Genomic DNA, 24,598 nt, shown 5'->3' on the forward strand with positions numbered 1-24,598 from the left:
GTTGTTTTAGTCGTCGCTCAATCCTGCCACAGCACCGCCTCGCTGCGCTCGCTCCATTCTTCGAAACGCGCGCCATAGGTGTCTTCGATGACATTGCGCTTGATCTTCAGCGTCGGCGTGAGAAAGCCGTTTTCCACCGCCCAACTGTCCTTGACCACCACCAATCGGCGCAGGCGCTCATGCTTGTCGAGCACGGCATTGACCTCCTCCAGGAGTTTTTCCAGGCTCGAATGCAGACTCGCCCGGCCCTCCTCCTGATTGACCGTCGACAGCACACACAACCCCAGCGGTGCACTCAAACCGTCACCGACCACGCAGACCTGTTCGATGCGCGAATGCACGGCCAGACGATTTTCGATCGGCGCCGGAGCGACGTATTTGCCCTTACTGGTCTTGAAGATTTCCTTGAGTCGGCCGGTCAGGCGCAGGCGCCCTTCAGCATCCTGCTCGCCCTTGTCGCCGGTGCGCAGAAAGCCGTCCTCGGTCAGGGTATCGGCGGTTTTCTGCGGTTCCTTGAAGTAACCGAGCATGTTCGCCTGACTGCGTACCTGCACCTCGCCCGACTCGTCGATACGCACTTCGACATCGGGGCACGGTTTGCCGATCCAGCCCTGCTTGTATTGCCCCGGCAGGCAGATATGCGAGTAGCCGCAGCTCTCGGTCATGCCGTAGACCTCCAATACATCGAGGCCGAGTTTCTGATACCAGGCGAGCAAGGTCTGCGGCACCGGCGCTGCACCGGACAGCGCCACGCGCAAGGCATCCAGCCCCAAGCCTGCCAATACTTTGTGCCCGACCCGCTTGCCAATGAATGGCAGACCGAGGAGAAAATCCAGCCGCTGCGCCGGGATCTTGCTGTACACGCCCATCTGAAATTTGGTCCAGATGCGCGGCACGCCGAACATTGCGGTCGGCCGCGCTCGCTGCAAGTCGATGATAAAGGTTTCCAGGCTCTCGGCGAAGAACACGGTCTGCCCGGTGTAGATCGACGCCAGTTCAACGAACATACGCTCGGCGACATGGCACAGCGGCAGGTACGACAGCAGTCGGTCGTTCTCGTTGAGGCCGAACAGTTGCGTGCCACGGGTCGTGGCAAAACCGAGATTGGCAAAACTGTGCATCACGCCTTTGGGCAGGCCGGTGGTGCCGGAGGTGTAGATGATCGTTGCCAGTTGTTCGGCCGCCGGGCGTGGATCGTCCTGAATCGGTGAAGTGCGCTGCAGGTCGGCCCAGGTGAAATCGAAATCCCCGGGCGGGTGCAGTGGCAGGCTGATGGTCGGCAGATCCGCTGGCACGCCTTTGGCCATGCCCGGCCAGTCGTCGAGCTTGCCGATGAAGGCCAGGACGCTTTCCGAGTGATTGAGTACTTGCGCGACGGAGTCGGCGGTGAGGTTGGGATACAGCGGAACGGAAACGTGCCCGGCCATCCAGATCGCCAGGTCGGCGATGATCCAGTGCGCGCAGTTTTTCGAGATCAGGGCGATGTGACTGCCTTGCGGCAACTCGCGGGCGCGCAACCAGTGCGCAGCGCAGCGAGCCTGATGGCCAACGTCAGCCCAGCTCAGCGTCTCGACCTGGCCGCCGCCAATGGGCTGCACCAGAAAGCGCTGGCGCGGGTGCCGCGCTTCACGTTCGTAAAACACGTCCAGCGGCAAACGGAATGCGGCAGACATGCGACTCGCTCCTGTTTTTCGGGTCTGGAGCAAGCGTAGTCAACCAAGCAAGTGCTTGGTTGGAAAATTCACACAAATAATTTCATGGGTTGGCAGAAACCAATGTGGGAGCGAGCCTGCTCGCGAATGCAGTGTGTCAGACACATAAAGGGTGAATGACACGCCGCTTTCGCGAGCAGGCTCGCTCCCACAAGGGATCAGCGTTACGGATGTTTGAGGCTGTTGAGGGTCATCGAGCCGATGAGCAACTCTGGGCTTTCCAGCTCGGCCAGGCCGGCCGTGCTGACCTTCTCCGGCGGATACCCGGCACCATGCTGCAAATAACTCAGCAGATTGCCCACCAACGGGTTGTGGCTGACCAGCAGCACATTGCTCACAGACACCAACTGATCGGTGACCTTGTCCGGATCAACCTCCGGCGTCAGCCACTCGACCGTGCGAATTTCCGGCTCGAACCCCAGCGACTCGCGAACAATCTGCGCGGTTTGCTGCGCACGCAGATAAGGGCTGGCGTAGATCGCCGTCAGCGGCTGGCCGATCAAACGCGCGGCGCTGCTCAAGGCTTCTTTGCGACCTACATCGGTCAGTTCCCGTTCGGAATCGGGGCACGAGCCATAAGGCACGGCTTCACCGTGACGCAATACCCAGAGTTTCATAGCTTGGGTTCCTCATCTCGAACCGGATGTGGCGCCGGGGCAACGGCGTGCGGTGCTTCACCTTCCGGGGTACGCGGCGTTGGCCAGTCGGCGAACGGCCAGGGTTTCTGGTCGCTGTGGAAGCTGCCGAAGCGGCCGATCTGCGCCAGAAACTGGCTCAGGCTGTCGCCAAAATTCATCAGGCTGGCGCTCGGTGCGCCATAGATCAAACGATAGATCAATTGCACCAGCACCACCGCACCGAGGATGAACTGCGCCACTTGCCAGACCAGCACGTAGACGATCATCCACAACACACGCAGGAGGATGGATTCGTACTTGGCTTCGGTTTTCGGATCGTTCATGGCTTGCTACTCCCGGCTCACTCAGTTGAAACCGCTTGTGGAAATAAAGTCGACGTCGGTTTTCGGCTCGGCTCGCATCAGTAGACCGATCACCTGCTCCAGCGTGCGTCCTTCGAACAGGATCGCGTGCAGCCCGGCGACCAGCGGCATGTACACGCCGACTTCCTGGGACTTGGCCTTGAGCACCTTCAAGGTGTTGACCCCTTCAGCGACTTCACCGAGGCGCGACACCGCTTCGTCGAGACTCAAACCCTGACCCAGCGCGAAACCGACTTGATAGTTGCGACTTTTTGGCGATGAGCAGGTCACGATCAGATCGCCAACACCGGCCAGACCAAGGAAGGTCATCGGGTTCGCGCCCTGATTCACCGCAAAGCGAGTCATCTCCGCCAATGCGCGAGTGATCAGCATGCTCTTGGTGTTCTCGCCCATCTCCAGCGCCACCGCCATGCCGGCGATGATCGCGTAGACGTTCTTCAACGCCCCGCCCAGCTCAACGCCGAAACGGTCGGCGCTGGCATACACGCGAAAGGTGCGACCGTGCAGCGCGGCTTGCACGGCTTTGCACAGTTCTTCGTCTTCACTGGCGACCACGGTGGCGGTCAGCGCGTGCTCGGCGATCTCGCGCGCCAGGTTCGGCCCGGACAACACGCCGATGCGCGCATTCGGGGCGATCTCTTCGAGAATCTGGCTCATCAGTTTGAAAGTCTGGGCTTCGATGCCTTTGGTCAGGCTGACCAGCATCTTGCCGCTCAACCGCTCGGCGTGGGCGGCGAGCACCGTGCGCAATGCGCTGGACGGCAGTGCGACGAAGCACAAATCACAGGCGTCGAGGGTTTCCTGCAGATCGGTGACGGCGGTCACCCCCGGCAGAATCTTGATGCCTTTGAGGTAACGCGGGTTTTCGCGATTGACCCGGATGGCCTCGGCCTGCTCGGGGTCACGCATCCACTGCCGGACTTGATGGCCGTTCTCGGCCAGTAGATTGGCCACGGCGGTACCAAAACTTCCGCCTCCCAGGACCGCAATCGGGCGCTGTTCAGTCATATGCAATCCGTTAATCCATACCAGTGGCGATGGCGGCATTATACGGGGCGCCCCGGTCGCGGCCAGCCCCCGCAACAATTACCGACACTTGTAGGAAGAAGACCAATAAAACCTAGGAAAATGCCTGCAACGTGACTGGAAAAGTCGCTGCCCTCGGTTAACATGCGCGCCAATTCTTCGCTATCAAGGTTGTGTCGTGTCTTTTGGCTCTGCGTCCCCGCGTTCGTCCGTCTTACTGGCGCTGCTGTTCAGCCCGCTAGTGCTGGCCGACGACCTGTTCATGGACAACGAAGCACTGCCGCAGGTGCTGACCGCCACGCGCCTGAAACAGACGCCAGCGGAAGTGCCGGGGAGCATGACCGTACTCGACAGCGAACTGATCAACGCCAGCGGTGCCCGCGACATCAGCGAACTGCTGCGCCTGGTGCCGGGGATGATGGTCGGCAACATCAGCGGCAATCAGGCGGCAGTCAATTACCACGGCACCAACGCCAGCGAAGCGCGGCGCATGCAAGTGCTGATCGACGGCCGTTCGGTGTACCGCGCCGGATTGTCCACGGTGGACTGGAGCGATATTCCGGTGGCCATGGAAGACATCGAACGCATCGAGGTTTTTCGCGGCCCGAACACCGTCAGTTATGGCGCCAACGCGCTGATGGCGGTGGTCAACATCATCACCCGCCACCCGGCGGACAGCCACGGCACGCGGTTGAAGTACACCCGTGGCCAGCGTGGCATCAATGATTTTTACGCCAGCCAAGGCACCGGCTGGAATGGCGGTGATCTGCGCCTGTCGTTATCCGGCCAGGAAGACGATGGCTTCGACAGCGATCGCAGCGGCGCCGATTACCGCGACAGCCGTCGCTTGAATCGCTTCAGTCTCGCGGTCAGCCACACCCTCAGCGATAACCAGAGCCTCGACTGGCAGGTCAACGCCAAGGATGGGACCAACCAGCGACCGTACACCTACCGCCCGGTGTTCTCCGGGATTACCGCCGCCGGGAACAATTCCGACGTGGTGGCCAAGGATTACGCCGGTTCGGTGCGCTGGAACCTCGACATCAATCCCGAACACAGCCTTTATATACAAGGTTCGGCGCAACACTGGGATCGCCAGCAAACCTGGCGCGCCTGCGATGCCGAGGTGTCATTCAGCCCCGAACTGACGCAACTGTGGCAACTCAACCCGAATTACACCGAACGCCTGGCGCGCAACATCACGCAGTTCACCGGCCCTGGCGCGGCGCCCGGCACGCCGCAGGAAATGGCCTTGGCCAATCAGGTGCTCGATCAGTGGCGCAACGGCGCCAGCCGAACCCTGTGCGGCGACATCGACCAGAGTGCCCGCGAATCGCGCTACGACCTCGAACTGCAGGACACCCTCAGCCTGTCCGACAGCCTGCGTCTGGTCAGCGGTATGAACTATCGTTACGACCGCGCCGACTCCGAGACCTACTTCAATGGCACGCTGGACGACACCACGTGGCGCGCGTTCGGCCAACTGGAATGGCGTGCCACTGAACACTGGCTGTTGCAGGGCGGTGCGATGTTTGAAAACACGCAACTGATCGGCAGTTCGCTGACCCCGCGATTTGCCGTCAATTACCTGATCAACCCGCGTCACGGCTTGCGCGCGGTGTACTCGGAGGCGATCCGCTCGCCGGACATGTTCGAGAACAATGTCAACTGGAGCTATCAGGTCAGCAACCTGCACCCTTCCGCATACGGCCAGTCTTCGGCGCGCTACTTCGTCAAGACCCGCGGCCCGGGCGACCTCGACCAGGAACACATGCGCTCGCGCGAGCTGGGCTACAACGGCTATTTCGCCGAGCTCGGTCTGGCCCTCGACGTGAAGCTGTTCTACGACGAAATCACCGGGATGATCAGCGAGCCGCTGCGCAACAACCAATACATTGCGAGCAACGCCAACAGCTCACGCTTTCGTGGCACCGAAACCCAGCTCGACTGGCGCGTGAGCCTCGCCGACCGCTTGCGTTTCACCTACGCGTTCGTCGATGCCGAAGCGAGTAATCCGCTGGATAAGCAATTCACCTCGCGTAACAGCGGTTCGGCCGGCTGGCTGCGCGATTGGGGCCATGGCTGGAACAGCGCCCTCTTCTATTACGGCGACAACGCGCTCAATGGCTACCGTTTCGAACGGGTCGATACGCGTATCGCCAAACGCATTGCGCTGGGTAAAGCCCAGCTGCAACTGGCCGGCGTGCTGCAACAGCGCCTCGACCATGAGCCGACCACCTTCGTCGACAACAATTACGACGAGCGTCGGGTGATGTATTTCAGCGCCGAGCTGGAGTTCTAGAATGCGCTACGGGCCGTCACGGAAGCTGCCAACCTTTGGCCACTGGCTGGCCGGGGTGTGTCTGTTTCTGACCGCATGGCTGCATGGCGTGGCGGTGCAGGCCGCCGATATTCTGTTGACCGGTGCCGAGGAAAGTCCCGGCGTCCAAGCGTTTGTGCAGGCACTCAGCGAACTGCGCCCGACCGACAACGTGCGTTTCCAGCCGCTGGCCAGTCTGCCGGCACCGGGCAAACTGCCCGCCAGTCTACGGCTGATTCTGCTCGATCTGCCGAGCCTCGACTGGCGTCTGCAAGAATCCCAAGGCCCGGCAACGCTGGTGCTGCGTATCAGCCGCCTGCAAGCCCGCCAGCGTCTCGGCAGCACGCAACCGGCACACCTGAGTTTGCTCTGGAGTGATCCGCCGCTGAGCCGCCAGTTGCAGTTGATCCGGCGCATTCTGCCTCAGGCACGGCGGATCGGCGTGCTGTTCGATGAACACAGCGAATTCCTCCTCAAGGAGCTGAATCTCGCCGCCGCGCCGCTGAATCTGCAAATCGTCAGTGAGCGTTGGGACAACACCCATGACAGCCGTCCTCTGCAAACCGTACTGAAGAACAGCGATGTGCTGCTGGGGCTCGACGACCCCGATCTGTATAACCCGAAAACCGCAAAAAACCTGCTGCTCAGCAGCTACTCACGGCAAGTCGCACTGGTCGGCCCCAACGTTGCGTTCGTCCGCGCTGGCAGCCTGGCCAGCAGTTACAGCGACCAGAACGACTGGCTGGCAATCCTCGATCAATTGCTCGACCAACCGCCGGCCAATTGGCCGCGGACCCTCTACCCCGCACGTTTTAAAGTCTCAAGTAATGCGCAGGTCGCTCGTTCACTCGGTATCGAACCGCTGAACGACGCATCTGTTGCCAGCGCACTGGCTGAAGGAGAACGCCGCCCATGAGTTTCCGTCGCCGTTGGGACATCAACACCCGCACGCAGTTGATCAGCCTGGGTCCGGCGCTGTTGCTGACCTTGCTATTGATCAGCTTCTTCACCTTCGTGCGCATTCAGGATTTGCGTCAGGAGCTGAACCACACCGGCCAATTGATCGCCAACCAACTGGCGCCCGCCACCGAATACGGGGTGATTTCCGGCAACAACGAAGTGCTGGAAAGCCTGCTCAAAGCCACACTGGCCACGCCCAACGTGCGTTTTCTTGAGGTGCAGGACAGCGCCAACCGGATTCTGGTGTACGTCGAACAACCCGCCGCTGCGCACAGCCGGCCACATCAGGTCGAGGTGTTCCAGGCACCGGTACGCTTGCAACGCATCGCCCTGCACAATGATTTCTTTCAGGACGGCAAAGTCAGCAATGGTGGGGCCAGTGAAGACTATCTGGGGCGGGTGATCGTCGGTCTGTCCAACGACGCGTTCAGCCAGCGCCAGCAGGAGATTCTGCTCAAGGCCGGGATTCTCGCGCTGTTCGCCCTGCTCTTTACCTTTGTTCTGGCGCGGCGCCTGGCCGGCAGCCTGTCGCAGCCGATTCGCGATATCGGCGACGCGGTCAAAGCCATTCAGGACGGCGACTATAAAACCCCGCTGCCGATCGTCGATGACACCGAACTGGGCGCGCTGTCGCAGCACATCAACAACCTCGCCCAGGCGCTGGAACAGGCCAGCCGCGAGCAGCACCAAGCCATGGCGCAACTGATCCAGACCCGCGAAGAGGCGGAAAAGGCCAACAACGCCAAATCCGACTTTCTGGCGATGATGAGCCATGAACTGCGCACGCCCATGAACGGCGTGCTGGGCATGCTGCAATTGCTGGAAACCACCGAGATGACCGAGGAACAGGTCGAATACGCCGCCCTCGCCTCGGAGTCCACCGAACACCTGCTGAAAGTCATCAACGACATTCTCGACTTCTCGCGCATCGAGCGTTCCGAACTGGAACTGGAGCACATCCCGTTCAACCTCGCCGAGCTGATCGGCGCCTGCGCCCAGTCGTTCCAGCACAGCGCGGTGCAGCGAGGGCTGGCGCTGAATCTGCGCATCCCGGACGACATGCGCGGTTTGCAGGTGCAGGGCGATCCGACGCGGATCCGGCAGATTCTGGTCAATCTGGTTGGCAACGCGCTGAAGTTCACCGAACAGGGTCGGGTCAGCATCGAGGCGCAGTGGCAGTCGTTGGATCACGAACTGCTGTGGTTCACCTGTTCGGTTCGCGACAGCGGCATCGGTATTTCGTCAGAAAGTCTGGAGTTGATGTTCAACGCTTTCCAGCAGGCCGACAGTTCGATCTCACGGCGCTACGGCGGCACCGGCCTCGGTCTGCCGATCGCCCGTACGCTGGCCGAACGTATGGGCGGCACCTTGCGTGCGCAAAGTGAGGAAGGTCGCGGCTCGGTGTTCACTCTCGAAATCCCGCTGGCACTCTATAAACAGACGCTGCCGCCATTGGCCGCGCCGCGTGCACTGAACGGCAAAGAGCATGGTGAAGGGCGCAATGTCTTGCTGGTCGAAGACAATCCAGTGAACCAGACAGTTATTGAAGCGATGCTGCGCAGTCTGGGCTTTACTGTCAGTGTCGCCACCGATGGCGCACAAGCGGTACGCAGTGCCGAGGGCAGCGACTTTGAAGTGATTCTGATGGATTGCCGGTTGCCGATTATCGATGGCTATGAGGCCACCCGGCAGATCCGTTGCCTGCCCGGACGCAGCGACGTGCCGATCATCGCGCTGACCGCCAACGCGTTGCAGGGTGACCGCGAAACCTGTCTGTCGGCGGGTATGAACGATTATCTGGCGAAGCCGTTCAAACGTAATGATCTGCAGCAGATTCTGCAGCGCTGGGTGTCGTAGTGTGGGCCTTTCGACCATCTGCGACTGGCGTGAAAAGCGAAAGTGCGGCAGTCTTAGGCACCCGAACGAGCCTCAAAAGGGGCTTGAATAAAAATTTCAGTGCACAAGTGTACATTCATGTCCTTGGTGCTGTGACTTTCACCACAACGCAATAGTCTATGAGTAGGCTGCCGGTTCGAGGCATGAACGCTTCGAACGGTCGGGAAGATTTGCCCCACCTGCCGCATGGGATTATTGAGGAGCTCGCATGACCAAACAAAACGCCTTTACTCGGGAAGATCTGCTGCGCTGCAGTCGCGGTGAGCTGTTCGGCCCAGGTAACGCGCAACTGCCCGCCCCGAACATGCTGATGGTCGATCGCATCACCCTGATCAGCGAAGAAGGTGGCAAGTACGGCAAAGGTGAATTGGTCGCCGAACTGGATATCAACCCTGACCTGTGGTTCTTCGCGTGCCACTTCGAAGGTGATCCGGTGATGCCGGGCTGCCTCGGTCTGGATGCCATGTGGCAACTGGTCGGTTTCTTCCTGGGCTGGCAAGGCCTGCCGGGCCGCGGCCGTGCGCTGGGTTCGGGCGAAGTGAAGTTCTTCGGTCAGGTCCTGCCGACCGCCAAGAAAGTCACCTACAACATTCATATCAAACGCGTCCTCAAGGGCAAGCTGAACCTGGCCATTGCCGATGGTTCGGTGACTGTCGACGGTCGCGAAATCTACACCGCCGAAGGCCTTCGCGTCGGCGTTTTCACCTCCACTGACAACTTCTAAGGGTTATTCGCATGCGCCGCGTCGTTATCACTGGTCTGGGCATCGTTTCGTGCCTGGGCAATGACAAAGAGACCGTCTCCGCTAACCTGCGTGCAAGCCGCCCTGGCATCCGGTTCAACCCGGAATATGCCGAAATGGGTCTGCGTAGCCAGGTTTCCGGCTCCATCGACCTCAACCTTGAAGAGCTGATCGATCGCAAGATCTATCGCTTCGTCGGCCACGCAGCGGCTTACGCCTACCTGGCCATGAAAGACGCCATCGCTGACTCCGGCCTGACCGAAGAGCAAGTGTCCAACCCGCGTACCGGCCTGGTCGCCGGTTCCGGTGGTGCTTCCACGCTGAACCAGATGGAAGCGCTGGACATCCTGCGCGAGAAAGGCGTGAAGCGCGTAGGCCCATACCGCGTAACGCGGACCATGAGCAGCACCGTTTCCGCTTGCCTGGCCACGCCATTCAAGATCAAGGGCCTGAACTACTCCATCGCTTCTGCCTGCGCCACCAGTGCTCACTGCATCGGTACCGCCATGGAACAGATCCAGATGGGCAAGCAGGACATCGTTTTCGCCGGTGGCGGCGAAGAAGAGCACTGGAGCCAGTCGTTCCTGTTCGACGCGATGGGCGCGCTGTCCAGCAAGCGTAACGACACCCCGGAACAAGCTTCCCGTGCCTACGACGCCGACCGTGACGGTTTCGTCATCGCTGGCGGTGGCGGCATGGTCGTGGTTGAAGAGCTGGAACACGCTCTGGCCCGTGGCGCCAAGATCTACGCGGAAATCGTTGGCTACGGCGCAACGTCCGACGGCTACGACATGGTTGCCCCGAGTGGCGAAGGCGCGATCCGCTGCATGCAGATGGCGATGTCCACCGTTGATACGCCGATCGACTACCTGAACACCCACGGCACTTCGACTCCGGTCGGTGACGTTGCGGAAATGAAAGGTGTGCGTGAAGTGTTCGGCGACAAGGCACCTGCGATCAGCTCGACCAAGAGCCTGTCCGGTCACTCCCTGGGCGCCGCCGGCGTTCACGAAGCGATCTACTGCATGCTGATGATGGAAGGCAACTTCATTGCCGGTTCCGCCAACATCGACGAGCTGGACCCAGAAGTGGCCGATCTGCCGGTGCTGACCAAGACCCGCGAAAACGCCACCATCAACACCGTGATGAGCAACAGCTTCGGCTTCGGCGGCACCAACGCCACGCTGGTACTGAAGCGCTGGGAAGGCAAGTAATTCCCCCCGCTTGAGCCACACATGAAAACGCCCCGACTGGTTCGGGGCGTTTTTTTTCGTCTGCAGAAAATAGCAGGTACACCGCAAAACCCTGTGGGAGCGAGCCTGCTCGCGAATGCGATATTCCAGTCACCCTATCGTCGTCTGACCCACCGAATTCGCGAGCAGGCTCGCTCCCACAATGGGTTTCGACGCTTGTGAAAATGAAACTTCTGTCATGAAACTTACCAGCCTGCGACCGAATGTCGCGGATTACGCGGGCTGCAGCACTGTTGCAAAAAACGCAATAACACCTTGCACAAATCAGCCGTTTACTTAGCAGGCTAACAAATTCTATAACAGAGTCCTGCACACGCCTTGCTGCAGATAACTTGAGATTTGGAGCTAGCAGATGACTGTAAAAGTAACTGAACGCGACGATTCACACATGTCCCACGAAGGCGTAGCCGCCGGTATCCGCATCTGGGATGTGCATCAACAAGACTTGCTGGTCGGCATGTTCCACAACGAGATCGACGCCCACAACTACAAGGCCGAACTGGAAGTGCAAGAACAGCAGCGGGATCTGAAATCCGCCTGATTCACCACAGCATTGAAAACGACAAACCCCGCCATGAGCGGGGTTTGTCGTTGTTACAGCTTTATCGATTTACCACATCAGATCATCTGGGATCTGATACGCCGCGTACGGATCGTCCTCGGTGCTGACCTCTTCGGTCTGCACGTTGAGCTGGACGATGCGCTGCGGGTCGCGCTCCTGGATCTTCAGGGCCGCTTCACGCGGGATCACTTCGTAGCCGCCGGCATGGTGGACGATCGCCAGCGAACCGCTGCTGAGCTTATTGCGCATCAGCGTGTTGACCGAGATGCGCTTGACCTTCTTGTCGTCGACGAAGTTGTAGTAGTCCTCGGTGGTCAGCTTGGGCAGACGCGAGACTTCGATCAACTGCTTGACCTGCGCTGCACGCGCCTTGGCCTCGGCTTTCTCTTTCTGCTGACGGTTCAGTTCCTGGTCGCGTTTGACCTTCTCGGCCATGGCTTCCTGAGCTGCACGTTGCTGCGAGTCATCCAGCTCGATCTGGCCTTTGTGCGCCAGACGCTGCTGCTTCTGCTTGTCCTTGCTGACCTGCTTGGCCTGCTTTTGGTTGACCAGGCCTGCTTTGAGCAACTGGTCGCGAAGGGAAATACTCATGGGACTTACTCACTTGGGCAGTTGCTCAGCCGCAGCCGGGCACATTCTTTTCCTGACGTTTGGCTTCACCCCACAGGGCGTCCAACTCTTCGAGGGTGCAATCTTCTATGGGACGGTGGGTGTCGCGCAATGCCTGTTCGATAAATCGGAAACGTCTTTCGAACTTGCCGTTGGCGCCACGCAGCGCGGTTTCCGGGTCGACCTTCAGATGCCGGGCCAGATTGACCACGGAAAACAGCAGATCGCCGATCTCGTCAGCCACGGCGACGGGATCGTTTTCCGACATAGCTTCGAGGACTTCATCGAGTTCTTCGCGCACCTTGTCGAGCACCGGCAAGGCATCCGGCCAGTCGAAACCGACCTGCCCTGCGCGCTTCTGCAACTTTGCCGAACGCGACAATGCCGGCAACGTCGCCGGCACGTCATCGAGCAGTGACAGTTGCTCGGGCGCGGCGGATTTCTCGGCGCGCTCTTCGGCCTTGATCTCTTCCCAGCGCTGCTTGACCTGTTCTTCGCTCAAGCGCGGCACATCCAGCGGTGCGTAGAGATCACCGGTGGGGAACACATGGGGATGACGACGGATCAGCTTGCGGGTAATGCTGTCGATCACCCCGGCGAATTCGAAGCGCCCTTCTTCCTTGGCCAACTGGCTGTAATACACCACCTGGAACAGCAGATCGCCCAACTCGCCCTGCAAATGATCGAAGTCGCCACGTTCGATGGCGTCGGCCACTTCGTAGGCTTCTTCGAGGGTGTGCGGAACGATGGTTGCGTAGGTTTGCTTGATGTCCCACGGGCAACCGAACTGCGGATCGCGCAGACGGTTCATCAGGTGGAGCAGGTCTTCAAGGCTGTAAATCATTTAGCTGTCTCACCACAAAACCACTGTGGGAGCGAGCCTGCTCGCGAAAGCGGTGTGTCTGCAACTATGTTGTCGACTGACACGCCCTCTTCGCGAGCAGGCTCGCTCCCACAGAGAAGCCACATCACGGCGTACGGTTACGCCGCGTTTCGATGATGTTCGGCAACTGCGAAATCCGCCCCAGCAACCGGCCCAACGCATCCAGCCCCGGGATCTCGATAGTCAGCGACATCAGCGCGGTGTTGTCTTCCTTGTTCGAGCGGGTGTTGACCGCCAGCACGTTGATACGCTCGTTGAGCAATACCTGCGAGACGTCACGCAGCAGCCCGGAACGGTCGTAGGCACGGATGACAATGTCCACCGGGTAGGTGAGCACCGGCACCGGGCCCCAACTGACCTGGATGATCCGCTCTGGCTCGCGCCCGCCCAGTTGCAGCACCGAGGCGCAGTCCTGACGGTGAATGCTCACGCCACGGCCCTGGGTGATGTAACCGACGATCGCATCGCCCGGCAGCGGCTGGCAGCAACCGGCCATCTGCGTCATCAAGTTGCCGACGCCCTGAATCTGAATGTCGCCGCGCTTGCCCGGTTTGTAACCGGTGGCTTTGCGTGGAATCAGTTCCAGTTGTTCGTTGCCGCGTTCCGGCTCGACCAGTTGCTGCGCGAGGTTGACCAGTTGCGCCAGACGCAGATCGCCGGCACCGAGGGCGGCGAACATGTCCTCGGCGGTTTTCATGTTGGCCTTGTCGGCCAGCTTGTCGAAATCCACCGCGGGCAGGCCGAGGCGTGTCAGTTCGCGTTCGATCAGGGTTTTACCGGCGGCGACGTTCTGGTCGCGCGCCTGCAATTTGAACCAGTGGACGATCTTCGCTCGCGCCCGCGAGGTGGTGACGTAACCGAGGTTGGAGTTCAGCCAGTCGCGGCTCGGCGTGCCGTGTTTGCTGGTGATGATCTCGACCTGCTCACCGGTCTGCAGGCTGTAGTTGAGCGGCACGATGCGCCCGTTGATCTTCGCGCCACGGCAGTTGTGACCGATTTCGGTGTGCACGCGGTAAGCGAAGTCCAGCGGCGTCGCGCCTTTCGGCAAGTCGATGGCGTGACCGTCGGGGGTGAAGATGTAGACCCGATCCGGCTCGATATCGACACGCAGCTGTTCCGCCAGACCACCGATGTCGCCCAGTTCTTCGTGCCACTCGAGCACCTGACGCAGCCAGGAAATTTTCTCTTCGTAGTGGTTCGAACCGGATTTGACGTCAGTGCCCTTGTAGCGCCAGTGCGCGCAGACGCCGAGTTCGGCTTCTTCGTGCATCGAATGCGTACGGATCTGCACTTCCAGCACTTTACCCTCAGGGCCGATCACCGCGGTGTGCAGCGAGCGGTAGCCGTTCTCTTTCGGGTTGGCGATGTAGTCGTCGAATTCTTTCGGGATGTGCCGCCACAAGGTGTGCACGATACCCAGCGCGGTGTAGCAGTCGCGCATTTCCGGGACCAGCACGCGTACGGCGCGCACGTCGTAGATCTGGCTGAATTCCAGACCCTTGCGCTGCATTTTGCGCCAGATCGAATAGATGTGTTTGGCCCGGCCGCTGATGTCGGCGTCGACGCCGGTGGCCTGCAATTCGTCCTTGAGCTGGGTCATCACGTCGGCGATGAAACGCTCGCGATCAAGCCGTCGCTCGTGGAGCAACTTGGCGATCTGTTTGTATTGATCCGGCTCGAGATAACGGAAGGACAAGTCCTCCAGTTCCCATTTGATATGACCGATGCCGAGGCGGTGCGCGAGCGGCGCATAAATGTCGAAGACTTCGCGGGCGACGCGGTTACGCTTTTCGTCGTCAGCGGTTTTCACCGCACGAATGGCGCAGGTACGTTCGGCCAGTTTGATCAGCGCGACGCGAACGTCGTCGACCATCGCCACGAGCATCTTGCGCAGGTTTTCCACCTGCCCTTGTGTGCCCATGACCATCGACTGACGCGGACTGAGACTGGCACTAATGGCCGCCATGCGCTGCACGCCGTCGATCAGCTTGGCCACCACCGGGCCAAAGCGCTGGCCGATGGCCGCGAGTTCGATCTGGCCTTCGCGCACGCCGCGATACAGGACCGCCGCGACCAGCGAATCCTGATCGAGCTTGAGGTCGGCGAGAATCTCGGCGATTTCCAGGCCCGTACTGAAACTGCCGGAGCCTTCGGCCCACAGATTCTTCTTGGCATTGGACTGTTGTTCGGCCTCGCGAGCGAACTCGCAGGCTTCTTTCAAGGCTTCGCGATCCAGTGCCAGATCGACACTGACCGCGTGATCGAGCCAAGCCTCGAGATTGATACTGCCGTCAGTGTTGATCGGCTGGTGTGCTCTCACCTGTACCATCTTGCTTTACCTTCCCTACGACGCAGATTCAATGCGTCAAATCGCTGATCCTTGTTGCCCGTTTGCGCTCGCGGGGCTGATGCGAGCGCTGCGCGGACAGATCAGACGGATTCAGACGAGCCATCCTGGCTCGCTTCAAATAACGCCATGGCCTCGACATGTGCCGTCTGAGGAAACATATCGAGAATCCCGGCACGTTTTAACCGGTAGCCCTGCTTGATCAATTCGACCGTGTCGCGCGCCAGAGTTGCAGGGTTGCACGACACATACACCAACCGTTTGGCACCCAGGGTCGCCAGCTTGCGAACCACCTCGAAAGCACCGTCACGCGGTGGGTCCAAGAGTACCGCAGAAAAGCCGTTTCCGATCCACTGGGCATCGGTCAAAGGCTGGGATAAATCGGCTTGAAAAAACTTTGTGTTATGCAAATTGTTACTGGCGGCGTTCGCTTCAGCGCGATCGACCATGGTTTGCACACCCTCGACCGCGACGACTTCGCGCACGGCTTTGGCCAGCGGCAAGGCGAAGTTGCCCAAGCCGCAGAACAGATCGAGCACGCGCTCGTCGCTGCCGGGTTTCAGCCATTCCAGCGCTTGCGCGACCATGGCTTCGTTGACGCCGGCATTGACCTGAATGAAGTCACCCGGTCGGTACGCCAGATCCAGATCCCACTGCTCCAGGCGATAACCCAGCGACTGGGTCGCATCGACCGGTTGCGGCTCACCTTCGCCATGCAACCACAATTGCGCTTCATGGAACTGGCAGAAGTCCTTGAGGATGGTCAGATCCGCTTCGGACAACGGCGCCATGTGCCGCAGCAACACCGCCAGAGACGAGCCGCTGAACAACTCGACATGGCCCAGCGCCTGCGGTTTGCTCAAACGACGGAGCATCTCCGGCAAACGGGTCATGATCGGTTGCAAGGGCTGTACCAGCACCGGGCATTCGCTGATCGCGACGATGTCCTGACTGCCAGCGGCACGAAAACCGACTTCGAGTTTCTTCGCCTTCATGTCCCAGCGCACGGCGATGCGGGCGCGACGGCGATAGCCGAATTCGGGACCGGTCAATGGCGCTGCCCACTCTTGCGGTTCGACACCGGCCACACGCGACAATTGCTCGGCGAGCATGCGCTGTTTCAGGGCAAGCTGTTCGCTGTGGGGCAAATGCTGCACGCTGCAACCGCCGCAACGGCCGGCGTGTTGACACGGTGCCGGGCGGCGCAGTTCGCTGGCCTTGAACACGCGCTCGGTGCGCGCTTCGACCACTTTGCCGTGGGCGCCAAGCACCCGCGCTTCGACCTCTTCACCGGCGAGGGCGCCGAGGACAAACCAGGTTTTGCCTTCGAAAAACGCGATACCGCGACCGTCATTGGCCAGGCGCTCGATGTTCAAGCGCTGCTTTTTACCGGTCGGAATTTGCGCGGCCTTGCTGCCGCCGGTGGGCTGGAAGCGCAGGCCTCTCTCGTGCTTGGCCATCAGTTGGGCGCGTCGAAAATGCCGGTCGACAGATAACGGTCGCCACGGTCGCAGATGATCGCGACGATCACCGCGTTTTCAACTTCTTTGGACAGGCGCAGCATCGCTGCCACCGCACCGCCCGAGGACACGCCGCAGAAGATGCCTTCTTCGCGGGCCAGACGCCGGGTGACGTCCTCGGCTTCGCTTTGCGCCATGTCGACGATGCGATCGACGCGATCCGCCTGATAAATCTTCGGCAGGTATTCCTGCGGCCAGCGGCGGATGCCCGGAATGGCCGAGCCTTCCATCGGCTGCAAACCGACGATCTGCACGCTGTCGCTCTGCTCTTTCAAATAGCGCGACACGCCCATGATGGTACCGGTGGTGCCCATCGAACTGACGAAATGGGTGATGGAGCCCTGGGTCTGACGCCAGATTTCCGGGCCGGTGGTGGTGTAGTGCGCTTCAGGGTTGTCGCCGTTGGCGAACTGATCGAGCACCTTGCCACGGCCCTCGGCTTCCATACGCTGGGCGAGATCGCGGGCGCCTTCCATGCCCTCTTCCTGGCTGACCAGAATCAGCTCGGCACCGTACGCGGTCATCGCCGCTTTACGCTCGGCGCTGGAGTTGTCCGGCATGATCAGGATCATCTTGTAACCCTTGATCGCAGCCGCCATGGCCAGCGCGATCCCGGTGTTACCCGAGGTCGCTTCGATCAGCGTATCGCCGGCGTGGATCTGCCCGCGCAACTCGGCGCGAGTGATCATCGACAACGCCGGACGGTCCTTGACCGAACCCGCCGGGTTATTCCCTTCGAGCTTGAGCAATAGGGTGTTGCTGGTAGCACCGGGCAGGCGCTGCAAACGCACCAGCGGCGTGTTGCCGACGCAATCGGCGATGGTTGGGTACTGCAGGGTCATGGCGTATTCGCAATCCAGACGTGCGGGGGCGCCTATCATACCGGCAAACCCGCGCAGGCCATATCACGCAAAGTGCGGTGCTTATGGTTTATGGGAATAAGGGATTGAAAGTCGCACCAGTGGTGCGACTTTTGCGGTGGGTCATCTTAATTGGCGGTGATGCGTATGGCCTCTTCGCGAGCAGGCTCGCTCCCACAGGGGAAACAGTGTTGTTCACACAATCTGCGGCGAACCGAGTTCCAATGTGAGAGCGAGCCTGCTCGCGAAGGCGTCAGTCGGCGCAACATCACCCTCAGCCAGCAACCTCAAATTCAACCGCAACCCCGCCCCGGCATTCTCCGCCCAAATACTCCCGCCCTGACGCTGCACGGCATTGCGCGCGATGCTCAGCCCCAAGCCAAATCCACCGTCTCCGGGCCGCGAGCCGTCGAGTCGGGTGAACGGCGAAAAGATCCGTTCCAGATCCCCTTCCGCTACGCCGCCACCCTGATCTTCCAGCCACAGGTGCCAATAATCGCCATCGCGCCGTCCATCGAGACGCACAATCCCGCCCTCGGGCGAATGCCGAATGGCGTTGCGCAAAATGTTCTCCAACGCCTGCGCCAGGGTATTCAAGTTGCCACGCACCCAGCACGACGCCTCGACCGAACACTGCAATTGCAGACTTGGCCAGCCGCTTTCATAACAGGCATTGTCGGTGAGCATTTCCCACAGGGCCTCAACCTGGATCGCCTCTTCGGGAAGTGGCGAGCGGTCAGTGTCGAGCCAGGCCAGTTGCAGGGTTTCCTCGACCAGTCGCTGCATACCGTCGACTTCGCGACCAATGCGCTCGCGCAGTTGCGGCAGGCCTTGCTCACTTTCGCTGGCCACGCGCAAGCGACTCAGCGGCGTGCGCAATTCATGGGACAAGTCGCGGAGCAACTGCTGTTGCAGGGCAACCATGGATTGCAGGCGCTCGGACATCGAGTCGAACGCCCGCGCCAGCTCACCCAGTTCATCCGGGCGCTGGGTAATCCCGCTCGACAGGCGCACATTCAATTGATCGGCGCGCCAGGCGTTGGCCTGTTCGCGCAGGTTGTTCAGGGGCACGACCAACAAACGGTACAGACCGACGCACAGCAATAACGTGAACAGACCGGGAATCACGCCGTTGGTGATGACGCGCCAGAACACCCGGTACTTGCCCGGAACAAATCGTTCGGGCAACTCGATCACCAGGCTGCCCGCAGACGGCTCTTTGGGGAAAGGAATGCGCAACCACGGCCGGCCTTTCTTGTGGATCGGCCAGTCGAGGCCGCGCAAGAAGGTCAGGTGCTGGATTTCCTGATCATTGAGCGGATCACTGCTCAGCGACTGCAGGTTGCCGCCGATGACGCCAACCCAACTGGCTTCGCGCAACTCCATGCTTTGCAGCCAGTCATCGACACCGCTGCGCCCGCCGTGTTGCCACGCCTGTTCCGCTTGCGCGGCATAACGGCTGAGGGTGCCGCGCGCTTCGTCGGAGAGGAACTGGTTGCGCTCCTCCATGTAACGGCCCCATGACCAGCTCAACCAGATCATCAGCAGACAAAATGCGACCAGTAGAAACGCCAGTTTCCAGAACAGCGAATGCCGCCCCGGCAGTTCAGAGCGTTTCATCGGCGGCGCTCAAAACGTAACCCTTGCCCCACACGGTGCGCACTTCACGCTCGGTGTAACCGATGGCTTTGAGTTTGCGGCGGATCTGGCTGATGTGCATGTCGAGGCTGCGGTCGTGCGCCGCGTAGCCGCGTTGCAAAACGTGCTGATAAAGGAAGGCTTTGCTCAGCACTTCTTCGTCATTGCGATTGAGGGTTTCCAGCAAACGGAATTCGCTGCGGGTCAGCCCGGCGGCTTGCTCGCGAAAAAACACATCGCATTGTTCATCGTCAAAACGCAGCGTGCCGGCCGCCACTGGCGCCGCCAGCGATGCCGGGCGCCGATCCAGCGCCACCCGACGCAGGATCGCTTCGATGCGCACATGCAACTCGGCCATGCTGAACGGCTTGGGCAAATAGTCGTCGGCGCCCAGACGAAAACCGCTGATGCGATCCGCCTCGGCGCCGAGGGCCGACATCAGCAGCACCGGCGTCGAATGGCTCTGGCGCAATTGCGTCAACACATTCAAACCGTCCATGCCCGGCAGCAGGATATCCATCAGCACCACGTCGAACGGCTGGCGCGTGGCGATGCTCAGGCCTTCCTGGCCATTCTGGCACCAGGTCACCTGAAAGCCGCTGCGGCCCAGATGTTCGTGAACATAGGCGCCGAGAACCGGATCGTCTTCGATGGAAAGAATGCGTGGCTGGCCAGCGGAAACAGGAGTCATGAGTATCTGCAAGTAATTCTCAGTTGAGAGCGATTATTCAAGATTGTCGGACAGCGGGCAACTCAAGGTTGACCCACCTGACCAACGAGCACCCGCGCCCTGCCCCATCGCGACAGCATTTTTCCGAAGATTGCCTGCGAGCAAATCGCTACACTGCGCCCATGTCGCGTGCCGGATGCACGCATGAGTCAACAGATCAGCGGGATGCAGGAGATAGGCGTGCTCAAGAAACTGGGAATCAAAGGTCGCGTGTTGTTGCTGACCTTGTTGCCGACCAGCCTGATGGCGCTGGTGCTGGGTGGTTATTTCACCTGGACGCAGCAGTCCGACTTGCAGAGCCAATTGATGCAACGCGGTGAAATGATCGCCGAGCAACTGGCGCCGCTGGTGGCCCCCGCCATGGGGCACGGCAACAGCGATCTGCTGGAACGCATCGCCACTCAGTCCCTTGAACAACCGGACGTGCGCGCGGTGACCTTCCTCGCCCCGGACCGCTCACCGCTGGCCCACGCCGGCCCGACCATGCTCAATCAGGCGCCGAGCGGCGACAGCGCGCATTTGCAACGGCGCAGCGGCAATGACGCGACGCGTTACCTGATGCCGGTGTTTGGCAAGCATCGCAACCTCGCTGGCGAACTGATCCCGCAAGAATCCGACCGTTTGCTCGGTTGGGTCGAACTGGAGCTATCGCACAACGGCATGCTGCTGCGCGGTTATCGCAGTCTGTTTGCCAGTCTGCTGCTGATTGCCGCCGGTCTGGCGGGCGCGGCGCTGCTGGCCTTGCGCATGGGCCGCACCATCAACCGTCCGCTGAGCCAGATCAAACAAGCCGTCGCGCAGCTCAAGGACGGTCATCTGGAAACGCGTCTGCCGCCGCTCGGCAGTCAGGAACTGGATGAATTGGCCTCCGGCATCAACCGCATGGCCGGTACCCTGCAAAACGCTCGCGAAGAACTGCAACACAGTGTCGATCAGGCCACCGAAGACGTCCGGCAGAACCTGGAAACCATCGAAATCCAGAACATCGAACTGGATCTGGCGCGCAAAGAGGCGCTGGAGGCCAGCCGGATCAAATCCGAATTTCTCGCCAACATGAGCCACGAGATCCGCACGCCGCTCAACGGCATTCTCGGCTTCACCCATCTGTTGCAAAAAAGCGAACTGACCCCGCGCCAGCTCGACTATCTGGGCACCATCGAAAAATCCGCCGACAGCCTGCTGGGGATCATCAACGAGATCCTCGACTTCTCGAAAATCGAGGCCGGCAAACTGGTGCTCGACCACATTCCGTTCAATCTGCGCGATCTGTTGCAGGACACCCTGACCATCCTCGCCCCCGCCGCGCACGCCAAGCAGCTGGAACTGGTCAGTCTGGTCTATCGCGACACGCCGCTGTCGCTGGTCGGTGACCCGCTGCGTCTGAAACAGATCCTCACCAATCTGGTCAGCAACGCCATCAAGTTCACCCGCGAAGGCACCATCGTCGCTAGAGCGATGCTGGAAGAAGAACACGAAGACAGTGTGCAACTGCGTATCAGCATTCAGGACACTGGCATTGGCTTGTCCACTCAGGACGTGCGTGCCCTGTTCCAGGCATTCAGTCAGGCGGACAACTCGCTGTCGCGCCAGCCGGGTGGCACCGGTCTGGGGCTGGTGATTTCCAAACGCCTGATCGAACAGATGGGCGGTGAAATCGGCGTCGACAGCACACCGGGCGAAGGCTCGGAGTTCTGGATCAGCCTGAGCCTGCCCAAGACCCGTGACGATGCCGAAGACTTGCCCTCGGCGCCGCTGCTCGGACGCCGGGTGGCAGTTCTGGAAAACCATGAACTGGCGCGTCAGGCCTTGCAGCATCAATTGGAAGACTGCGGCCTCATTGTCACGCCGTTCAATACCCTGGAAAGCCTGACCAATGGCGTTACTGGCGCGCATCAGACCGATCAGGCGATTGATCTGGCGGTGATCGGCATCACCAGCAACGACATGCTGCCCGAGCGCTTGAATCAGCATATCTGGGACCTCGAACACCTCGGCTGCAAAGTGCTGGTGCTGTGCCCGACCACCGAACAGACGCTGTTTCATCTGTCGGTGCCCAACCCGCACAGTCAGCTGCAAGCCAAACCGGCCTGTACGCGCAAATTGCGTCGGGCGTTATCCGATCTGGCCAATCCCCGCCAACCACGCAACGAGCCGGGCGAACCGTTGTCGAGCCGCGCGCCGAAAGTGCTGTGCGTCGACGACAACCCGGCCAACCTGCTGCTGGTGCAGACCCTGCTCGAAGACATGGGTGCCAAGGTGCTCGCAGTGGAAAGTGGTTACGCGGCGGTCAAAGCGGTGCAGAACGAATCCTTCGATCTGGTGTTGATGGACGTACAGATGCCGGGCATGGACGGTCGCCAGAGCACCGAAACCATTCGCCAATGGGAAAGCGAGCGACACTGCACGCCGCTGCCGATTGTCGCCCTCACCGCCCACGCCATGGCCAACGAAAAACGCGCGCTGCTGCAAAGCGGCATGGACGACTATCTGACCAAACCGATCAGCGAGCGGCAACTGGCGCAGGTGGTGCTGAAATGGACCGGTCTGGCCTTGCGCAATCAAGGGCCGGAGCGGACCAGCGAAAATTCCGCTGGCAACAATGAACTGCCGGTGCTCGATCACGAGGAAGGTTTGCGTCTGGCCGCCGGCAAGGCTGATCTCGCTGCGGACATGCTGGCCATGCTGCTCGCCTCACTGGAAGCCGACCGCGAAGCCATTCGTACGGCGTGCGAAAACCGCGACCAGAACGCCTTGATCGAGCGCGTCCATCGCCTCCACGGTGCCACCCGTTATTGCGGCGTACCGCAATTGCGCGCGGCCTGCCAGCGCAGCGAAACCCTGCTCAAGCAGGGCGACCCGAAGGCCGTGGCAGCGCTGGAAGAACTGGAGCGGGCGATCAACGGGCTCGCGGCGCAAGCGAAGATCAGCGCCTGATCCACGGCAATACCGGCCAACACCGGCAGCGCTAAAGTGGGGTCAGGTGATTCAATCCGTGTCGATGTTCCAGGAGGATTTCATGCGCACGCTCGTTTTCAGTAGCCAGACCTATGACCGCGACAGCTTCCTCGCCGCCGATTGCCCGGCGGGTATCGAGTTGCACTTTCAACCGGCCCGGCTCAGTCTCGATACGGCGGCGCTGGCCAACGAACATGAAGTGGTCTGCGCGTTTATCAATGACGACCTCAGCGCTGCGGTACTGGAGCGCCTGGCTGCGGGCGGCACGCGCCTGATTGCCCTGCGCTCGGCCGGTTACAACCATGTCGACCTGGCTGCGGCGAAACGCCTGGGACTGGCCGTGGTGCGAGTACCGGCCTACTCGCCACATGCGGTGGCCGAACACGCCGTGGCGCTGATCCTCGCCCTCAACCGTCGTCTGCACCGCGCCTATAACCGTACCCGTGAGGGCGACTTCAGCCTGCACGGTCTGACCGGTTTCGATCTGGTCGGCAAAACCGTGGGCATTGTCGGCACCGGGCAGATCGGCGCGACCTTCGCGAAAATCATGCGCGGTTTCGGTTGTGAGCTGCTCGCCTACGACCCCTTTCCCAACCCGGATGTTCTGGCATTGGGTGCGCGCTATCTGAGCCTGCCGGAACTGCTCGCGCAGTCGCGGATCATCAGCCTGCACTGCCCGCTCAACGAGCACAGCAAACACCTGATCAACCGCGATTCACTGGCGCACATGCAGGCGGGCGCGATGCTCATCAATACCGGTCGCGGCGGCCTGGTCGACACCCCGGCGCTGATTGACGCCTTGAAGGACGGCCAGCTCGGCTATCTCGGCCTGGATGTCTATGAAGAAGAGGCGCAACTGTTTTTCGAGGATCGCTCCGACCTGCCCTTGCAGGACGATGTGCTGGCGCGGTTGCTGACTTTTCCGAACGTGATCATCACCGCGCATCAGGCCTTTTTGACGCGTGAAGCATTGGGCGCAATTGCCGCGACGACCTTGCACAACATCGCGACCTGGGCGGCGGGAACGCCACAGAACCAGGTCGAGGGCTGAGATTTCTTTCAGCTTATTTCGGTGAAAGCGAAGACGCCAGAATCAGCAACGCCAGCCAGCCGAAGCCAAAAAAGCGCTGTTTCATCGAGTGGCCGTAGCGCAGCAGGAACCAGACGAAAACCATCGGCAGCAGGAAGATCATGATCTTCAGCCAGCCTTCCACCGGACGACTGCCGTCGGCATTGGCCTGCTCGGCAACAGGTTGCTCGGTTGGCTGCTGGCGCCGACGCCGCGCGGCGGCCGGCATGACTTTCGGTAAAGGTTGCGGTTCAGGCGCTGGCGCACTGACTTCGGGCACTGCCTTGTTACGCGGCAGACTGCCGAACGAAATTGTTGCAGCCTGTATGGGCGCGGCTGCGGTCTGCGCGTGTACTGCTTGCTCCGCCATTGGAGCCCCGCAATGAATGCACGCGTTGGCTTCGGAGCTGATGCTCTTCTTGCATTCATAACATTCGATCAGCGCCATGTTCCGTTCCTTCAGAGTCGAGGCCGGCAGTTTGCCATGAGCGTCGCTTCATTTGAACCGGATCGAAG

The 24,598-nt window shown here is 60.6% G+C and carries 20 protein-coding genes; 8 read left to right on the top strand and 12 right to left on the bottom strand.

Translation table 11 applies throughout. From position 1 onward, the window contains the following. Positions 1 to 17 precede the first annotated feature (17 nt). From HU718_RS22630 to HU718_RS22645, 4 genes are all read right to left on the bottom strand, one after another. Positions 18 to 1,673 (bottom strand): AMP-binding protein, encoded by a 1,656-nt coding sequence (locus tag HU718_RS22630; RefSeq protein WP_150731336.1) that lies wholly within the window; start codon positions 1,671 to 1,673, stop codon positions 18 to 20. A gap of 203 nt (positions 1,674 to 1,876) precedes the next feature. Then, on the bottom strand, positions 1,877 to 2,329 hold the full coding sequence (gene sixA, locus HU718_RS22635) for a phosphohistidine phosphatase SixA (RefSeq protein WP_186614689.1): 453 nt from the start codon (positions 2,327 to 2,329) through the stop codon (positions 1,877 to 1,879). Further along, entirely contained in the window at positions 2,326 to 2,673 is a 348-nt protein-coding gene (locus tag HU718_RS22640) for a DUF4389 domain-containing protein (protein ID WP_008087808.1), read from the bottom strand. The genes sixA and HU718_RS22640 overlap by 4 nt, the downstream gene beginning before the upstream one ends. Positions 2,674 to 2,694: 21 nt before the next feature. Beyond that, a complete protein-coding gene (locus HU718_RS22645; RefSeq protein WP_077574109.1) occupies positions 2,695 to 3,720 on the bottom strand; it encodes an NAD(P)H-dependent glycerol-3-phosphate dehydrogenase in 1,026 nt (341 codons plus the stop codon). Between the two features lie 196 nt (positions 3,721 to 3,916). Between HU718_RS22645 and HU718_RS22650 the strand changes: the two genes are divergently transcribed. The 6 genes from HU718_RS22650 (at position 3,917) to HU718_RS22675 (ending at position 11,450) form a co-directional block, all read left to right on the top strand. Beyond that, the gene (locus tag HU718_RS22650; RefSeq protein WP_186614687.1) at positions 3,917 to 6,040 is read left to right on the top strand and encodes a TonB-dependent receptor plug domain-containing protein; all 2,124 of its coding nucleotides are present in this window, start codon (positions 3,917 to 3,919) and stop codon (positions 6,038 to 6,040) included. 1 nt (position 6,041) lies between these two features. Continuing rightward, positions 6,042 to 6,974: an ABC transporter substrate-binding protein gene (locus HU718_RS22655; protein WP_186614685.1), complete on the top strand. Its 933-nt coding sequence runs from the start codon at positions 6,042 to 6,044 to the stop codon at positions 6,972 to 6,974. Continuing rightward, positions 6,971 to 8,875 (top strand): ATP-binding protein, encoded by a 1,905-nt coding sequence (locus tag HU718_RS22660; RefSeq protein ID WP_186614683.1) that lies wholly within the window; start codon positions 6,971 to 6,973, stop codon positions 8,873 to 8,875. The genes HU718_RS22655 and HU718_RS22660 overlap by 4 nt, the downstream gene beginning before the upstream one ends. Positions 8,876 to 9,122: 247 nt before the next feature. Next, positions 9,123 to 9,638, top strand: a complete 516-nt coding sequence (gene fabA / locus HU718_RS22665) for a 3-hydroxyacyl-[acyl-carrier-protein] dehydratase FabA (protein WP_003227150.1) — start codon at positions 9,123 to 9,125, stop codon at positions 9,636 to 9,638. An 11-nt stretch (positions 9,639 to 9,649) separates the two neighbouring features. Continuing rightward, positions 9,650 to 10,870 carry a beta-ketoacyl-ACP synthase I gene (fabB, locus tag HU718_RS22670; RefSeq protein ID WP_034155815.1) on the top strand — a complete coding sequence of 407 codons (1,221 nt, stop codon included), beginning with the start codon at positions 9,650 to 9,652 and terminating at the stop codon, positions 10,868 to 10,870. Between the two features lie 391 nt (positions 10,871 to 11,261). Further along, the gene (locus HU718_RS22675) at positions 11,262 to 11,450 is read left to right on the top strand and encodes a hypothetical protein (protein WP_007917473.1); all 189 of its coding nucleotides are present in this window, start codon (positions 11,262 to 11,264) and stop codon (positions 11,448 to 11,450) included. A gap of 69 nt (positions 11,451 to 11,519) precedes the next feature. Here HU718_RS22675 and HU718_RS22680 read toward each other — a convergent pair whose 3' ends face one another. The 7 genes from HU718_RS22680 to HU718_RS22710 form a co-directional block, all read right to left on the bottom strand. Continuing rightward, a complete protein-coding gene (locus HU718_RS22680) occupies positions 11,520 to 12,062 on the bottom strand; it encodes a DUF2058 domain-containing protein (protein ID WP_016987455.1) in 543 nt (180 codons plus the stop codon). A 25-nt stretch (positions 12,063 to 12,087) separates the two neighbouring features. Continuing rightward, a complete protein-coding gene (gene mazG / locus HU718_RS22685) occupies positions 12,088 to 12,921 on the bottom strand; it encodes a nucleoside triphosphate pyrophosphohydrolase (RefSeq protein WP_150706572.1) in 834 nt (277 codons plus the stop codon). Positions 12,922 to 13,048: 127 nt separating this feature from the next. Next, positions 13,049 to 15,292 (bottom strand): GTP diphosphokinase, encoded by a 2,244-nt coding sequence (gene relA / locus HU718_RS22690; RefSeq protein ID WP_016987453.1) that lies wholly within the window; start codon positions 15,290 to 15,292, stop codon positions 13,049 to 13,051. A gap of 101 nt (positions 15,293 to 15,393) precedes the next feature. Next, on the bottom strand, positions 15,394 to 16,770 hold the full coding sequence (gene rlmD / locus HU718_RS22695) for a 23S rRNA (uracil(1939)-C(5))-methyltransferase RlmD (protein WP_150706564.1): 1,377 nt from the start codon (positions 16,768 to 16,770) through the stop codon (positions 15,394 to 15,396). Continuing rightward, on the bottom strand, positions 16,770 to 17,672 hold the full coding sequence (gene cysM, locus HU718_RS22700) for a cysteine synthase CysM (protein WP_163004698.1): 903 nt from the start codon (positions 17,670 to 17,672) through the stop codon (positions 16,770 to 16,772). The genes rlmD and cysM overlap by 1 nt, the downstream gene beginning before the upstream one ends. Positions 17,673 to 17,885: 213 nt before the next feature. Beyond that, positions 17,886 to 19,310 carry a sensor histidine kinase gene (locus HU718_RS22705; protein WP_186614681.1) on the bottom strand — a complete coding sequence of 475 codons (1,425 nt, stop codon included), beginning with the start codon at positions 19,308 to 19,310 and terminating at the stop codon, positions 17,886 to 17,888. Beyond that, complete coding sequence (locus tag HU718_RS22710; protein WP_186614679.1) at positions 19,297 to 20,019, bottom strand: response regulator transcription factor; 723 nt, start codon at positions 20,017 to 20,019, stop codon at positions 19,297 to 19,299. Before HU718_RS22710 ends, HU718_RS22705 begins: the two co-directional genes overlap by 14 nt. A 219-nt stretch (positions 20,020 to 20,238) precedes the next feature. Between HU718_RS22710 and HU718_RS22715 the strand changes: the two genes are divergently transcribed. Together HU718_RS22715 and HU718_RS22720 are read left to right on the top strand one after the other, a co-directional pair. Next, the gene (locus tag HU718_RS22715; protein ID WP_186614713.1) at positions 20,239 to 22,992 is read left to right on the top strand and encodes a response regulator; all 2,754 of its coding nucleotides are present in this window, start codon (positions 20,239 to 20,241) and stop codon (positions 22,990 to 22,992) included. An 82-nt stretch (positions 22,993 to 23,074) separates the two neighbouring features. Continuing rightward, the gene (locus HU718_RS22720) at positions 23,075 to 24,064 is read left to right on the top strand and encodes a 2-hydroxyacid dehydrogenase (protein ID WP_186614677.1); all 990 of its coding nucleotides are present in this window, start codon (positions 23,075 to 23,077) and stop codon (positions 24,062 to 24,064) included. 13 nt (positions 24,065 to 24,077) lie between these two features. Here the strand turns inward: HU718_RS22720 and HU718_RS22725 are convergent, their stop codons facing one another. Next, positions 24,078 to 24,530: a hypothetical protein gene (locus tag HU718_RS22725; protein ID WP_095123034.1), complete on the bottom strand. Its 453-nt coding sequence runs from the start codon at positions 24,528 to 24,530 to the stop codon at positions 24,078 to 24,080. Positions 24,531 to 24,598 lie beyond the last annotated feature (68 nt).

The sequence above is a fragment of the Pseudomonas tensinigenes genome (genome assembly GCF_014268445.2).
Taxonomy (GTDB): Bacteria; Pseudomonadota; Gammaproteobacteria; order Pseudomonadales; family Pseudomonadaceae; genus Aquipseudomonas; species Aquipseudomonas tensinigenes.